Origin of the sequence: Psychrobacillus sp. L3, from assembly GCF_042945595.1 — a bacterium.
Taxonomy (GTDB): Bacteria; Bacillota; Bacilli; order Bacillales_A; family Planococcaceae; genus Psychrobacillus.
The window spans coordinates 3299190-3312955 of sequence record NZ_CP168493.1; the positions used below are offsets into that span (position 1 = coordinate 3299190).

The following is a 13766-nucleotide window of genomic DNA, read 5'->3' on the forward strand; positions in this document are numbered from 1 at the left end:
TAATATTAATAACAAAAAGGGAAAAGCTATATTACCGCTTTTCCCTTTTTTCTGTATTTCCTTTGTATTACAAATTATTCTTCTTCAGCTATTCTAAATGCTGCAGATACTTTATCGAATTCCTCGTCACTCTCGATCATGGATAATTCCTCGTCGTCTTCCACTCGGAAAAAGAAAATATCAATATCTTCTTCTGACTCACCTTCAATATCCTCTACGAAACTAACGGCAGCATATTCGTTGTCTTCAACAGTTAACAGACCTAGTACTTCCATTTCCTGCTCCTGATCGTTTTCATCTAGCACCGTAAAAATTTCGCCAACTTCAATTTTTCCTGTATTTTCTTCCATTCCAAATTCCTCCTTTTATAAATTCTTTTTGCTCTCTAATTCAACTTTCATTCAATTATCTAACATAAGAGACTTTTTAGCAAAAGTTAAACGAGAACAGAAAAATGCAATGCTTCAAAAATACACCCATGAAAAGGATACAACTATTCATTAAGTCTTTTTTTAATATCTAACGAAACTTTTTTTAACGCTTTTTTGGATCCTCTTTCCATATCATGTTGGAATTTTCGTTCTTCATAACTAAGAAATAAAGAATTTAAGTCATATCCTTTTGGATATAAATCAGTTGCTTTTCCTTCAAGATCCATTCTTCTTGCATTTACTTTAATTATTTCGTTTTTTAAGAACACTAAAACATTATTGAGATTATCCTTTTTCGCATACACAATCCCAAAGTCATCTTGTTCAGTTAATTTCACTCTATCTCCCACTTCGAATTCATAAGTTGCTACTTCTTGAACAGGAGGTTGAAATGGCTTTCTTATTTTACTTTCCTTCACAAGTTCTAAATCATAATTTTTGTTTTCAATATAGTGCTGAGCTTTTTGCAGTACCTTTTCACGTAAATTCATTTTCCTAGAGATCCAAAGGGCATTACTGTCTCCTGACTTACCAATTAGAAGTTTATACATTGGCTCCAATTCTTCACTGTTGAACTGCATGGCAGCATTCATAAAGTCACTGTGAACTTCCGAATAACGCTTTATCTCCCCGTAGTGCGTTGTCGCAACTGTAATACTACCCATTTGATAAAATTCTTCGAGTATAGCAATCGCTAGAGCAGCCCCCTCGTTTGGTTCAGTACCACTTCCGATTTCATCAAAAAGGAGGAGCGTGTTATTCGTCGAGGCACTCATAATTTCCGAGATGTTTTTCATATGGGACGAAAAGGTGCTAAGTGAATTTTCGATGCTTTGGTTGTCACCAATATCCACAAATAAGTAATCGAAAATTGCTATTTCCGTCCCTTCTTCTGCCGCAATATGAAAACCCGACATGACAGCTAGTGTTAGTATACCTATTGTTTTCAGTACTACTGTTTTCCCACCAGCATTTGGTCCTGTGATAATTAAGCTACGATAGTCTTTTCCAATTTCAAAGTCTAGAGGAACAATATTTCCTTGCAAAAGAGGATGCTTGCAATTCTTCAACTTGATATAACCATGATTATTTAACTTCGGCTCTATTGCATCCATCCTTTTACTATATTTCGCTTTTGCAAAAATCATGTCATATTGACCTATTAATTCGATATTAATGTTAATTTGTCTAACTTCTTCATAAATAGTTCCGGAAATAGTCGCTAAAATTTGATACTCTTCCATCGATTCCTCTGCCTTTAGACTAGCTAATTCTACATTTAACTTTGAAATAGCAGCTGGTTCAATAAATACAGTTGACCCTTTAGAAGAAGACTCTATTATCGTTCCATCCACTTGATTTTTATATGAAGCTTTAATAGGAATCGTAAAGCGATCATCTTTTTTACTTATAAAAAATTCTTGAATATATTCTTTATTTGCACTGCTTTTCAGAAATTTATTTAAACGTTCTTCAATTTTTTCTTCTGTCTTTGCGATATGATTTCGAATTCGCTTTAAGTCTTTACTAGCCTCCGAATCCACTCTATTTCCTCTAATTGAGTAATTAATACTTTCTTCTATATCACTAAATTCCATCATCGAATGGGAATAAGAATGTAATACAGGAGCAAAAAATTCCTTATCCATCATAAACTTATTTATTGTTCTACAACCTCTTAAGAAGTCCGATATTGCTACTAATTCAGAAGGACCTAGTATCATCCCCTTTTCTAGCATTTCCATGTGATTACTTATATTTGAAATGCCTTTGAGTGGTAGATGGCTTTCTGCATCCAATAACTTCCTCGCTTCAGTCGTTTCGTTTAATCTAATTTTAACCACTATACTATTTGAACTTGGTTGTAGCTTATCCAGTAATTCCTTCCCTAAACTACTTACACAATAGAATTTCACCATTTCCTTTAGTTCGTTATATTGTAATTTTTCATATGTCATTGTGTTCATATGTTTTCCTCCTTGAATAAAAAATGCCCAATACTTTCATATCCGAATCAATTTCATAATTCGAATTTAGAACATAAAACACGAACAATATTACAGGCAAATGTAAGAATATGTATAATATACTCTTCATAAATCAGCATGATTTCCGCTATCGGCGGACGCTTTCTGCGGGGTGAGCGATGAGCCATCACCGCCGCATTCGCGTCGTTTGCGATGTCTCATCTGTCTCACTCATCCCGCTGGAGTCGCCGCCTGTCGCTCCAATCAATAAATAAAGTATTGTTCGTGTTTTAATAATTAAATGCTATTCATGAAATTAACTCATCCGTTAATAAAAAGATGCCCGCAAGCGTCTCTCCTACCTTTCCATTTTCACGGTTAAACCAAAAAATGGGTAGAAAGCTCCTGCGGGCATTAGCCTTGTGAATTACAAGGCATTTTATCGTTAACAAAAGAAAAAAAGCATGACAGGACAAATCCCGCCATGCTCTTCGTCTTAACATACAATTATGTTAAACGAGTATATGGAAAAGGAAGCAGTCTTCAGGTAGGTATTCACAATGTTAAATAAACACGGTGAAAAAAGGCACAGTTAATAAACTGGAATAAAACCAGTCACAAAAAGCCTTATTAAACTAAATTAGTATTAGTTCATACCTACTTCTGACATACTCACCACACCTTTTATAAGAATATTTTAAATATACCATCATTTTAATGTAGAGTCAATTCCACAAAACAAACTAATCAGTTCTTCTACAATAGGTATTGTAGTATTGGGATCAAACTTATATAATAACTATATTGTCAGCAAAAATTATTGCTTTCATTAACACCTTTCTTGAAATTCGGTCTTGTAGCTCAGTTGGGAGAGCGCCACCTCGACAAGGTGGAGGTCGCTGGTTCGAGACCAGTCGGGACCATTGGGTGCCAAACCCACGAGAACCCTTAAGGAACGAAGGGTTCTTCCAAAAAAGCATCATCTCTTATGAGGTGATGCTTTTTCTATTCGCAAAGAGTGACATTCAGATCACTCTAGCCTTCAGCTTCTCACTTGTTCTAAAAATTCATCGGTTGTACGAAGCTTACCGATTCTCGGGAAAATAAAACGTAAGGACATTTCATGTTCTTCCTGACTAAAGGAAGTCATAGCATCCGTAATAAAGATTTGGTTATATCCGTGTTGAAATGCTTCACGAGCCGTACTCTCTTCACCTATATTTGTGGCTACACCGCAAAGTACAATCGTATCAATTCCACGTCTTCGGAGCTGTATATCTAGATCTGTTCCGAAAAAGGCTCCCCACTGGCGCTTTGTTACAACATAATCTTTTTCTGTTACATTTAGTCTTGAATCGAATTGCGCCCAATCTTCGGCACGCTCTGCAAATTTACTAGCAGCTTCAATATCTAATGCTGGGTGGAGAGCATCTTTTCCATCATGAAAGTCAACCTTCACAAAGCTGATAAATGCTTCGTTTTCACGGAATACTTGTACAAGTTTTTCAGCCTTTTGAACAACCTCATTACCACCTGGAGCTGCTACAATACCCTTTTGTAAATCAATTAATACGAGCGCTGTTTTGCTATAGTCAATATTTAATGTTGTCATATTTATTTCCTCCTTATTCTATTTGTTGAATTATTTATTATTGCGATTTTTACCTCTCTTTTTAGAAGACTTATTTTCATTTAGTTTGCTATAAGCTACTGTCACCTTTTCGAATTCTTCTTCACTCTCAATCATGGATAATGCGTTGCCGTCCTCCACTCGTAAAAAGAAAATACTTATATCTTCCATTGTTTCTTCTTGAGTATCCTCAACAAATATGACTGCTGCGTAGTCCATTTCTTCCACCTTCAAAAAGCCTACTACTTTCATCTCTTGCTCTTGATCGTTTTCACCTAGCACCGTAAAGATTTTACCAACTTCTAATTTCTCTTTATTTTCTTCCATATATATATCTCCTCCAAGTAATTCTTTTTCTATTTTTTGCCGTCGTATGCATTGCAGCCATTATCCTTTACCCATTTAAAAATGGCACTAATGATTTGCTCTAAATCTTTACCTATCATTGTTAATTCGTATTCCACTTTTCTAGAAGTAGGCTCAGAAACCTTCTTTACAACTAGTCCATGAGCTTCCAATTCACGAAGTCGCTCCGTTAATAATCGATCTGAAATACCTTGAATTTCCGCTAGTAACTCATGATACCTTTTTGGTCCATCTAATAAATGATAGATGATGATTCCCATCCATCTCTTCCCAATAAATTCAATCGTTCCATGAAAACTATCACAACGGCTAAGCCCTTTTTGTTGAATAGTTGACTGAATTAACTCTTCCTTATGCTTCATTTTCACAACCCCATTTGATTGATATGTCAACATTAACACATATATTCTTGACAAACAAACTTACTAATAGTAATCTTAATTCCTGACTTACTATTAGTAAGTTCAAATATAAACAATTTAATTTCAATAGGAGAGTGTCACCATGTCAGAAAAATATACGAATCTATCTGAAATAATTCACGAACTTAAATCTGTAAGAAAGTTCGATCCTTCATATAAAATATCTAGAGAAGAAATCACTGCTATGCTGAGTGAAGCGACACTTGCTCCTTCATCAAGTAACTTACAACCTTGGAGATTCATAATTATCCAAGATCAAGATACAAAGAAAAAAATTAGAGAATACTCCTTTAACCAAGCACAACTGGAAACCGCTTCCGCAATCATAGCTGTCATCGGCGATACGGAAATGTATCATAATATAGACGAAATTTACAATGCAAATCTTGAAGCTGGCTATATTGATAAGGTCAATGTAGAACTTCAAATTCAAAACGCCAAGTCTTCTTATCCAAACGCTCCCGTCGAAGCTCGATTGAATATGGCTGCGTTTGACGCCGGTTTAGTCTCCATGCAACTGATGTTAATTGCAAAAGCAAAAGGTTACGATACCGTTCCAATGGGTGGTTTTGATAAAAAACAATTTGCAGAAGCATTCGAATTGGAAAGTCGTTACGTACCACTTGTTCTAATCGCTTTAGGCAAAGCTGCTGCTCCTGCCTACGGATCTACCCGGTTGCCTTTAGAAAAGATATCGACTTTCATTTAATAAAATTATTATCTCGTTAGTCAACTTATTGATTGACGAGATTATTTTTTTCATACTCTTTACTCAGTGAATGTGCTTATTATTGCAAGTAGGCTTTTTTAAAAGATAGGAAAGTATATAACATTGGCTGCTAGGAATCCACCAAACCTTATCCACCATGTGTTTACACATTTCACGTGGGCGACAAACATCCGGCACAAGATTACCGAAAAAAGTGGATTATGGAGTGACAGAGTCACATCATAATCCACAAAAATTCAAACGGTAACAGAGTAGCCTATGTTTAGACCAAAGTACTAGCGAAATGGAGAACACAAGGTGCGCTTTCTCTTTTCTTATTTCAATATCGCTTTATATACATCCTCAAAAGAATGAAATCCATCAGAAATAACTGTGCCATCTAGATTTTGTTCATTTACAGCAATCGGTGTTAGTAACACTGAAGGAACTTCTATTTTTCCATTATTAACTTTTTGTTCAGCGGTTACTTTCTTACCCTTTGCCATAGCAACCGCTAATTCTGCTGCTTCCTTAGTGAGCATCTGTATTGGCTTATATACTGTCATGGTTTGTGTTCCAACCACAATTCTCTGAACTCCTGCCAAATCCGCATCTTGTCCGGCAACTGGTACTTTACCAGCGAGTCCTTTAGCAGCAAGTGCTTGTATGACTCCACCTGCCGTTGCATCATTTGCAGCAATTACCGCATCAATTTGCATATTGGTTGTCCGAAGCGCTTCTTCCATATTGGCTCGAGCATTTACTGGAGTCCAATCCTCCGTCCACTGATCGTAGACGATGTTAATATCCCCTCGTTCAATATACGGACGCAGCACTCTGAACACACCTTGTTTCAATAAATGTGCATTATTATCGGTTATCGCACCACCGATAAACGCGTAATTCCCCTTTGGTACGAGAGCAGTAATAGCTTTGGCTTGCATTTCGCCAACTTGTTCGTTATCAAAAGACACATACAGATCGAGATCTGCATTTTTGACGAGTCTGTCATAGGCAATTACTTGGATACCTGACAGATGTGCCTTATGTACAATCGCAGCTGATGCCTCCGCATTATGCGGGACAATGACCAAAAGGTCGATCCCGCTATGAATGAGTGCCTCTGCCTGTGAAATTTGAAGCGCATCGTCACCACTCGCAGCGACAATCTCTACTTCCGCTCCCAGTGCTTCCACGGCTTCCTTAAACAAATCACGATCCTTCAACCATCTTTCTTCAAGCAAAGTATCCATCGAAAATCCAATACGAATTGGCGCATGGTTCTCATCAAGAAGTGTCGGTTCTTCTGTTTCGACGGTTTCAAGCACCTGCTTTGGCGTATTTGTACAAGCAACTAGCATCCAGACCATGCTCAAAAAGCATAAGACTATAGTCCTTTTTTTCATCCGTTCATCCCCTATTAAACTTCATAATTTTTACTCAATAACGTTTTTCGATATTCCTTCGGAGACACTCCGCACATTTTCTTGAACACCTTACTAAAATAATTTGGCTCATGATATCCAATCTCAAACGTAATTTCTTTTAAGCTCCGCTCTGGATCATTCAATAGTTTTTTTGCTTTTTCAATTCGGCACTCTGTTAGAAAATCGATGTAGTTAATACCCAACTTCTCCTTGAACATTTTACTAATGTAAATCGGGCTTAGATTGACCCTTTGCGCGAGCGTATCAAGTGAAATATTTTCGTGTGAATGCTCACGTATAAATTGTTGGATATAGTGTATCTTATCTGCCTCCACTCGGTCGTAATGCGCATCGTATATAGTATTCATATGCTCGAGTAGCAGGAGCGTTTCCGTACGCAATTGACGGGAGTCCTGTGCTTGAAATGAGAAAAACGGGACCTCTGCTTCCATTCCCATTTCATCCATCACTCGGTTTGCAATCCAGAGCAACTCGAGTACTCTCTGTTGTGTATAGATCAGTGAATTCCCCTCATTCTCGTGTTGTTGAATCACATCTAGCACACCAGAACGGATGGACATCCAGTCCCCTAAACGAATTTGGTCAAAGAAGTCTTTCTGCTGCTGCTTGATAATCTGATTGTCTGTTTCCAGGCTAATAGTTGGCACGTCAGCATAAAACCGATGTTTGACTGCTAGCGTTGTATCCATGGTTGCAATGAGTGCTTCTTGGTACGAATGACGAATTTCATCAAGTCCCTCACAAACTTGACCAATTCCAATAAACCAATTCAATCCCGTTTTATCCTTTGATAAGGATAAAATTGCTTTTGCTATTAGGACTGCTTGGGAACGAAAAGACTTCTCTTGATCACGAAAAATAATAATAGGAAGTTGACGTCCATATAATGCACCTACCCAAGCATTTTCAGTTTCACGTACTTTTTCCTTAATCTGTACATAGTAGTGCTCTGCTCCCTCTGACAGCAAAACGACTACGACAAATTTTTCATCTGTAGAGCAAATATCAAGCATCTCGACGAGCATATCGATATGTACTTCATGTACATGGTCAAATAATAGCTGTGTTACAATATCTGTTTCCGCTAAGGTCAACGTCTTTTCCCATTTCACTTGCTGCATCCGGCTTGTAGCCACCGCTACATGTTCCTGCCTGCATTCCTCTAAAACTTTTCCGACCGTTGATACAATCTCACTGGCTTTACTCGGTTTTAACAAGTAATCTTTCACACCGAGCTTGATAGCCTGTCTTGCGTAATCGAACATATCAAATGCCGTCACCATAACAAACTTTATCGCAGTATGCTCTGCTCGAATCTGTTCTATGGCTTCAAGCCCTGTCATTCCTGGCATCATAATATCCATTAAAATTAGATCTGGTTGAAACGAATCTGCTAATTCTATTGCTAATTTCCCATTTTTCGCTTGGCGAATAGTAAGGTCAGGAAATGCTTTTTGTAAAATAACCTGCATCCCTTCTCGCTCAATCGGTTCATCATCAACGATAAGAAGCTTCATCCTCATTTCCCGTCTCCCTTGTCTCTGGAATTTGTATAACTACCTTTGTACCCCGTCCTTCGCCACTTTCAATTGTCACTAAATCTTCTATCCCAAAAAATAAATACAATCTTTTCACTACATTTTGAAAACCAATTCCTGTAGAATGCCCTTCGATTGGTAAGACATTCCCCTTCAGCAAATGTCTCATTTTTTCTCGTGACATTCCTTTTCCACTATCTTCGATTTCAATGATGACCCAAGGTTCAACTCTCTTAATCCTGAACCAAATGGTGCCCCCATCTTCCTCTGGTTCAATAGCGTGGATAACTGCATTTTCAATAATTGGCTGAAGGGTTAGACCAGGAATTTTCACATGTAAGCAAGATTCATCGATGTCCAACTCAAATTGTAAGCGATCTGTAAAACGAGCCTTTTGGATTTCCATATATTGATTCAAAACAACTACTTCTTCAAACAACGTCACAGAGCGGTCAACTCTTTTTAAATTGTAGCGTAATAAACCTGCTACACTGACCAAAAGATCGCTTGTTTCCTCTGCACCATCCAAATATGCCTTTTTCGACAATGTATTCAAGGTATTGAACAAAAAATGTGGATTTATCTGGCTTTGCAAGCTTTTCAATTGACTCTCCTTCAACAACAATTTACTTTGTTGAAGCTCATGTTCAAGCTGAGCCTTTTGTTGAATTTCCAAGATTAAGTCATTAATATTTATTCGCATCTCGTCAAAGGTATTCGCTAGAAAGGCAATTTCATCGTTGGATTTTACTTCAATACGTTGATTAAAATTACCTTCGGACAATTCGTTCGCAGCCTTCGTGAGTTGATGAATCGGCCTCGTAATACTAAGAGAAAACCAATAAGTAGCCAATAGTAACACGACTGTTATCAACAGCAATAACCAGATTCCTAGCTTTTTTAGCTCCTCCGATTGTTGGATAATATCTCGATAAAAGCGATTATAGGTTTTCAGTTCTCGGTCTAAAATCGTTAAGGTCATTTCAGATATGTACATAGAAATACGATTTGCTTCATTAAATTCGTTGGTCGACCATTCTATTTCATTCTCTTCTGAAAACATCATAGAACGATTTGCGGTCTCAACAAGACTATCGATTAAATGAATATAATTGGTTACCGAGAATGTATTTTCCTCGTTGCGCAACTCCACTACATCCTGCTGCACCCCTTTAATAACGGCGATGCTTTTTTCTACCTGTTGCTTATGTTTATCTGTTGGGACGAATAAATAATTATTTAAGTTAGTAATCATTTGTTGACTAGCGGTAGTCACCTCATTCATCCGCAAATAACGTTGTAATATATCATTGGATTGTTCCTGCGTTTTTTGATTATAGTACGTAAGCGTTAACCAAATAATTCCCATAATTAGCAACATTATAGAAACAAGCATCCAGATCTTTTTTTGAATTGTCGTCATAATCCTTCACCTTTTGCTTCTACCATCCGTGTTTCGGTGAGATAACCATTAGAATCGAGCGGTACAGTCTTCCCTGATATCCACTCCATCAACCATTTAACGCTTTCACTGCCCATTTCTTCTGGCTGTTGTTCCAAAATCCCATCAAGTTTGCCTTGCCGTAAAAGAACAGTCGACTCCACCCCATCATCAAAAGTATAAATATGATATGGCTCGACCTTAGTACGTCTTCCGATTTCTTGAATCAGTGGTCCTGCATAATTTGCATTAATGACGATAAAAGCAGAAGCTCGCGGCACTTCATTCATCACCTGTTGTGACGTTGCCATCACTTGTTCTTTTGTAGCCGCCGTCCCTTTTATAATCATTTGGATGTCTGGATACCCACTAAAAAAATCCTGAATACCAGCTAAACGTTCTTTCTGATAATACGCTTGCTCTCGGTCACCAAGTATAACTACTTCTCCTGCCGTGCCCATTTTTTTTATCAATTGACGAGCAACCACTTTTCCTGCCCAAAACTGATCTGAACCAACATATGTCTTTCGCAAACTTTCTTCCACTGGCACATCATTTGCGACGGTAATGACAGGAATCCCATAAAAGGCTGCCTTAACCTTTGTTAGCTCTTTAAATTCTTCATTATCCAGTCCTTGTACGATTATCCCATCTACCTTTGAATGAATGGCAACCTCCATTTTCTTCAAGAAATCATCTTCGTTGTTTCCATAGCTTCCCCAAACTTCGAGCTGAACACCTTCTTTTTGTGCCTGCTTCGTTGCTCCTTGACCGACCTTGTTCCAAAAAGGAGTATCAAGCTCTTGTGTAATGAGTACTATACGAATGGATTCCGGGGTAGAGTCGTGGATTACAGGCATCTCACTAGTTGAGCGAAACGCCTTAGTTGCCGACACAATAGTCAAATAGCTGAAAATTACAATGAGTGCACTTAGTGTAATAACAACCTTTTTGCGCATATAACTTCCCCTTTCCTTAAGCTTATTCCTCCCATTTTACCATCTGTTTGGAAATTAACAATGACTTGTAAACGACTTTAGGCACCCTACTTATAGGGTGCCCAGTCATTCTACTATTCTCTTTTAAGCCCGTTGCTTACGTGTCATGACATCGAAAATTACTGCTCCAGCTAAAACAGCGCCGCGAATTATGTATTGATAGGAAATTCCGACACCTAGTAAGTTCATCCCACTCGATAAAGAGGCCATTACGATGGCACCAATAATCGCACCTGTTACTTTACCGACACCCCCTGCGGAAGATACCCCACCAACATATGCCGCCGCAATTGCATCCAGTTCAAAGAGAGTTCCAGCGGTGGTCGTTGCGGATTGAAGTCGAGATGTAAAAAGGATTCCTGATAACGCTGCGAGCATTCCCATTGATCCAAATACAATATATGTAATCTTTTGTACATTAATTCCGCTTAAATGTGCTGCCTCTGGATTACTGCCGACTGCATAAATATGACGGCCAAGTACTGTTTTAGAAGTTAAGAAATGATAGATGATCACCACAATAATCATAATAATAACCGTCCAGGAAAACCCATTATATCCAGCCAAAATCCAAGTAATATAGGCAATAATTGCTGATATCAAAACAAGTTTTACGCTAAAAATCCCCTTAGACATCACATCAAAACCATATGTCAATTTGTTCCGACGATTGGAGATATCATTGTAAATATAAAAAAGAATTCCGACGAATCCTACTAATAACGTTAATAGGTGTAAGCCATTTACTTGCATTATAGATGGAATAAATCCATTTCCAATCGCATTGAATTGTTCGTCCTTTATAATAATCGTTCCTGTTTTTTCGGTAACCTTAAGGAGTGCACCCCGGAAAATTAGCATTCCCGCTAGCGTAGCAACGAATGCTGGAATCCCTAACTTCGCAATTAACGTTCCATTCAACAGACCAATCATAGCACCTAAAAGTAAGATGATTGGTATAGTAATCCATACCGACAAGCCCAATTGCGTCAAGAAAATGGCTGAAATTGCACCTAAAAATCCTGCCAAAAAACCAACCGATAAGTCAATGTGACGAATGACGATGACAAGCGTCATCCCAACTGCCAAAACCGCAATATACCCTGCAGAATCCAATAAGTTACTAATGTTTCGAGACGACATAAACAAGCCGTCCGTCATAATTGTAAATGTTAACATAATGACAGTTAACGCAATATACATTCCGTAATCTCGAATGTTGGCTTTGACGAGCGCTTTCGCTTCTTTATAAAAGTTCATCGTTATTCCCCTCCTATTGCGTCGCAAGTTCCATAATCATTTCTTGTGTCGCTTCCTCCATGTTCAGTTCTCCTTTAATTGCACCGTCTGCCATGACATAGACACGATCACTCATCCCTAGTACTTCACCAAGTTCAGAAGAAATCATGATAATACTCATACCTTCGTTAATCAGTTCATTCATAATCGAATAAATTTCAAATTTTGCCCCTACATCAATTCCTCGTGTTGGTTCATCTAAGATTAAGATATTTGGTCCAGTAAACAACCATTTCCCGAGTGATACCTTTTGTTGATTCCCACCACTCAGTTTGCCAACTACTTGCTCGAGTGAGCTCGCTTTAATAGACAACGAGTCTTTATACTCTTTGCCAACCTTCACTTCTTCGTTTAAATTGAGAATCCCCTTCATTGAGATCCCCTTCAGATGTGCTGCTGAGACATTGCTCTTAATATCCTGTAATAAAAACAGACCGTCTCCCTTTCGATCCTCCGTCACATATGCAATACCTGCCTTAATCGCTTCACTAGTATGCTTTAATATTTTCGGTGCTCCTTGAATTTTCAGGTTTCCTTGTAGCTTATACTTTTTAGGATTTCCAAAAATACTAAGTGCAAGCTCTGTTCGCCCGGATCCCATGAGACCAGCAATTCCAATAATTTCTCCTTTTTTCACATGAATATTGACTTCCTTCACAACGTTTCGCCCTAGCTGTGTATCATATGCCGACCATTCGGTTAATTCGAGAACCGTTTCTCCAATTTTCTTGTCTGGACGTTTTGGGTAAATGTCTTCGATGTTACGCCCAACCATACTTTTGATGATGACGTTTTCTGCTATTTCCCCTTTACCTGCATCCAGCGTACAAATCGTTTTTCCGTCTCGCAAAACGGTTACTTTATCGGCTATAGTGATGACCTCCTTCAGCTTATGCGAAATCATAATGCAGCTAATTCCTTGGCTTTTTAGCTCCTTTAGGAGTTCTAATAGGTTTTCACTATCATCTTCATTCAATGCTGCTGTTGGTTCATCTAAAATAAGCAGATTTACATCTTTACTTAACGCTTTGGCAATTTCAATTAGCTGTTGTTTTCCTACACCTAATTCCCTGATGAGTGTTTCTGGTGTCACTTTCAACTTTACCTTTTTTAGCATTTGCGTAGCTTGGACGATTGTTTGATTCCAGTCAACAAAAGGGCCCTTTTTCACTTCATTGCCGGCAAATATATTTTCATAAACGGTCAAGTCCGGAAAAAGTGCTAGTTCTTGATAAATGATGCCAATACCAGCCTTCACACTATCGTTAATCTCATGAAACTGTTGAACTTGGCCTTCAAATACAATATCTCCGTCATACATGCCATACGGATAGACCCCACTCAACACTTTCATCAGCGTCGATTTTCCTGCACCGTTCTCACCAACCAAACAATGAATTTCGCCTTTTTCCACCTTAAAATTCACGTTCGATAGTGCCTTAACTCCGGGGAACTCTTTAGATATGTCATTCATCTCTAAAATATATTCGCTCATTTCAACGCCTCCCTAACCCAAA

The 13766-nt window shown here is 38.1% G+C and carries 12 protein-coding genes and 1 tRNA gene; 2 read left to right on the forward strand and 11 right to left on the reverse strand.

What is annotated here, in order from left to right:
* Nucleotides 1-74 precede the first annotated feature (74 nt).
* Both ACEPXD_RS16430 and ACEPXD_RS16435 read right to left on the reverse strand, forming a co-directional pair.
* Nucleotides 75-350, reverse strand: a complete 276-nt coding sequence (locus tag ACEPXD_RS16430) for a DUF1292 domain-containing protein (RefSeq protein WP_391117668.1) — start codon at nt 348-350, stop codon at nt 75-77.
* A gap of 143 nt (nt 351-493) precedes the next feature.
* Nucleotides 494-2398, reverse strand: coding sequence for an endonuclease MutS2 (locus tag ACEPXD_RS16435; RefSeq protein WP_391117670.1), 1905 nt, complete (start codon nt 2396-2398; stop codon nt 494-496).
* A gap of 850 nt (nt 2399-3248) precedes the next feature.
* Here ACEPXD_RS16435 and ACEPXD_RS16440 point away from each other — a divergent pair.
* Nucleotides 3249-3321 (forward strand) — tRNA-Val (locus tag ACEPXD_RS16440).
* Between the two features lie 119 nt (nt 3322-3440).
* On the opposite strand, the gene ACEPXD_RS16445 is transcribed toward ACEPXD_RS16440, so the two are convergent.
* From ACEPXD_RS16445 to ACEPXD_RS16455, 3 genes are read right to left on the reverse strand one after another with little or no spacing between them, the layout of a single operon-like run.
* Nucleotides 3441-4010, reverse strand: a complete 570-nt coding sequence (locus tag ACEPXD_RS16445) for an isochorismatase family protein (protein WP_391117672.1) — start codon at nt 4008-4010, stop codon at nt 3441-3443.
* A gap of 30 nt (nt 4011-4040) precedes the next feature.
* A complete protein-coding gene (locus tag ACEPXD_RS16450) occupies nt 4041-4355 on the reverse strand; it encodes a DUF1292 domain-containing protein (RefSeq protein ID WP_391117675.1) in 315 nt (104 codons plus the stop codon).
* 29 nt (nt 4356-4384) lie between these two features.
* Nucleotides 4385-4789 (reverse strand): winged helix-turn-helix transcriptional regulator, encoded by a 405-nt coding sequence (locus ACEPXD_RS16455; protein ID WP_391117677.1) that lies wholly within the window; start codon nt 4787-4789, stop codon nt 4385-4387.
* A gap of 109 nt (nt 4790-4898) precedes the next feature.
* Between ACEPXD_RS16455 and ACEPXD_RS16460 the strand changes: the two genes are divergently transcribed.
* A complete protein-coding gene (locus ACEPXD_RS16460; protein WP_391117679.1) occupies nt 4899-5525 on the forward strand; it encodes a nitroreductase family protein in 627 nt (208 codons plus the stop codon).
* 335 nt (nt 5526-5860) lie between these two features.
* Here ACEPXD_RS16460 and xylF read toward each other — a convergent pair whose 3' ends face one another.
* From xylF to ACEPXD_RS16490, 6 genes are all read right to left on the reverse strand, one after another.
* Nucleotides 5861-6931 (reverse strand): D-xylose ABC transporter substrate-binding protein, encoded by a 1071-nt coding sequence (gene xylF / locus ACEPXD_RS16465; protein WP_391117681.1) that lies wholly within the window; start codon nt 6929-6931, stop codon nt 5861-5863.
* 14 nt (nt 6932-6945) lie between these two features.
* Nucleotides 6946-8496, reverse strand: a complete 1551-nt coding sequence (locus ACEPXD_RS16470; protein WP_391117683.1) for a response regulator — start codon at nt 8494-8496, stop codon at nt 6946-6948.
* A complete protein-coding gene (locus ACEPXD_RS16475) occupies nt 8471-9934 on the reverse strand; it encodes a sensor histidine kinase (RefSeq protein ID WP_391117685.1) in 1464 nt (487 codons plus the stop codon). Before ACEPXD_RS16475 ends, ACEPXD_RS16470 begins: the two co-directional genes overlap by 26 nt.
* The gene (locus ACEPXD_RS16480; protein WP_391117687.1) at nt 9931-10911 is read right to left on the reverse strand and encodes a substrate-binding domain-containing protein; all 981 of its coding nucleotides are present in this window, start codon (nt 10909-10911) and stop codon (nt 9931-9933) included. The genes ACEPXD_RS16475 and ACEPXD_RS16480 overlap by 4 nt, the downstream gene beginning before the upstream one ends.
* A 123-nt stretch (nt 10912-11034) precedes the next feature.
* Complete coding sequence (locus ACEPXD_RS16485) at nt 11035-12210, reverse strand: sugar ABC transporter permease (protein WP_151701306.1); 1176 nt, start codon at nt 12208-12210, stop codon at nt 11035-11037.
* A 13-nt stretch (nt 12211-12223) separates the two neighbouring features.
* Nucleotides 12224-13744, reverse strand: a complete 1521-nt coding sequence (locus ACEPXD_RS16490; RefSeq protein ID WP_391117690.1) for an ATP-binding cassette domain-containing protein — start codon at nt 13742-13744, stop codon at nt 12224-12226.
* Nucleotides 13745-13766: the final 22 nt, after the last annotated feature.

What these genes read in the sequence shown, in the direction of transcription:
- ACEPXD_RS16450 (WP_391117675.1), bottom strand. Translation starts at nt 4,355, where the DNA reads ATGGAAGAAAATAAAGAGAAATTAGAAGTTGGTAAAATCTTTACGGTG.
- ACEPXD_RS16480 (WP_391117687.1), bottom strand. Translation starts at nt 10,911, where the DNA reads ATGCGCAAAAAGGTTGTTATTACACTAAGTGCACTCATTGTAATTTTC.
- ACEPXD_RS16460 (WP_391117679.1), top strand. Translation starts at nt 4,899, where the DNA reads ATGTCAGAAAAATATACGAATCTATCTGAAATAATTCACGAACTTAAA.
- ACEPXD_RS16475 (WP_391117685.1), bottom strand. Translation starts at nt 9,934, where the DNA reads ATGACGACAATTCAAAAAAAGATCTGGATGCTTGTTTCTATAATGTTG.
- ACEPXD_RS16455 (WP_391117677.1), bottom strand. Translation starts at nt 4,789, where the DNA reads ATGTTGACATATCAATCAAATGGGGTTGTGAAAATGAAGCATAAGGAA.
- ACEPXD_RS16485 (WP_151701306.1), bottom strand. Translation starts at nt 12,210, where the DNA reads ATGAACTTTTATAAAGAAGCGAAAGCGCTCGTCAAAGCCAACATTCGA.
- xylF (WP_391117681.1), bottom strand. Translation starts at nt 6,931, where the DNA reads ATGAAAAAAAGGACTATAGTCTTATGCTTTTTGAGCATGGTCTGGATG.
- ACEPXD_RS16430 (WP_391117668.1), bottom strand. Translation starts at nt 350, where the DNA reads ATGGAAGAAAATACAGGAAAAATTGAAGTTGGCGAAATTTTTACGGTG.
- ACEPXD_RS16445 (WP_391117672.1), bottom strand. Translation starts at nt 4,010, where the DNA reads ATGACAACATTAAATATTGACTATAGCAAAACAGCGCTCGTATTAATT.
- ACEPXD_RS16435 (WP_391117670.1), bottom strand. Translation starts at nt 2,398, where the DNA reads ATGAACACAATGACATATGAAAAATTACAATATAACGAACTAAAGGAA.
- ACEPXD_RS16490 (WP_391117690.1), bottom strand. Translation starts at nt 13,744, where the DNA reads ATGAGCGAATATATTTTAGAGATGAATGACATATCTAAAGAGTTCCCC.
- ACEPXD_RS16470 (WP_391117683.1), bottom strand. Translation starts at nt 8,496, where the DNA reads ATGAGGATGAAGCTTCTTATCGTTGATGATGAACCGATTGAGCGAGAA.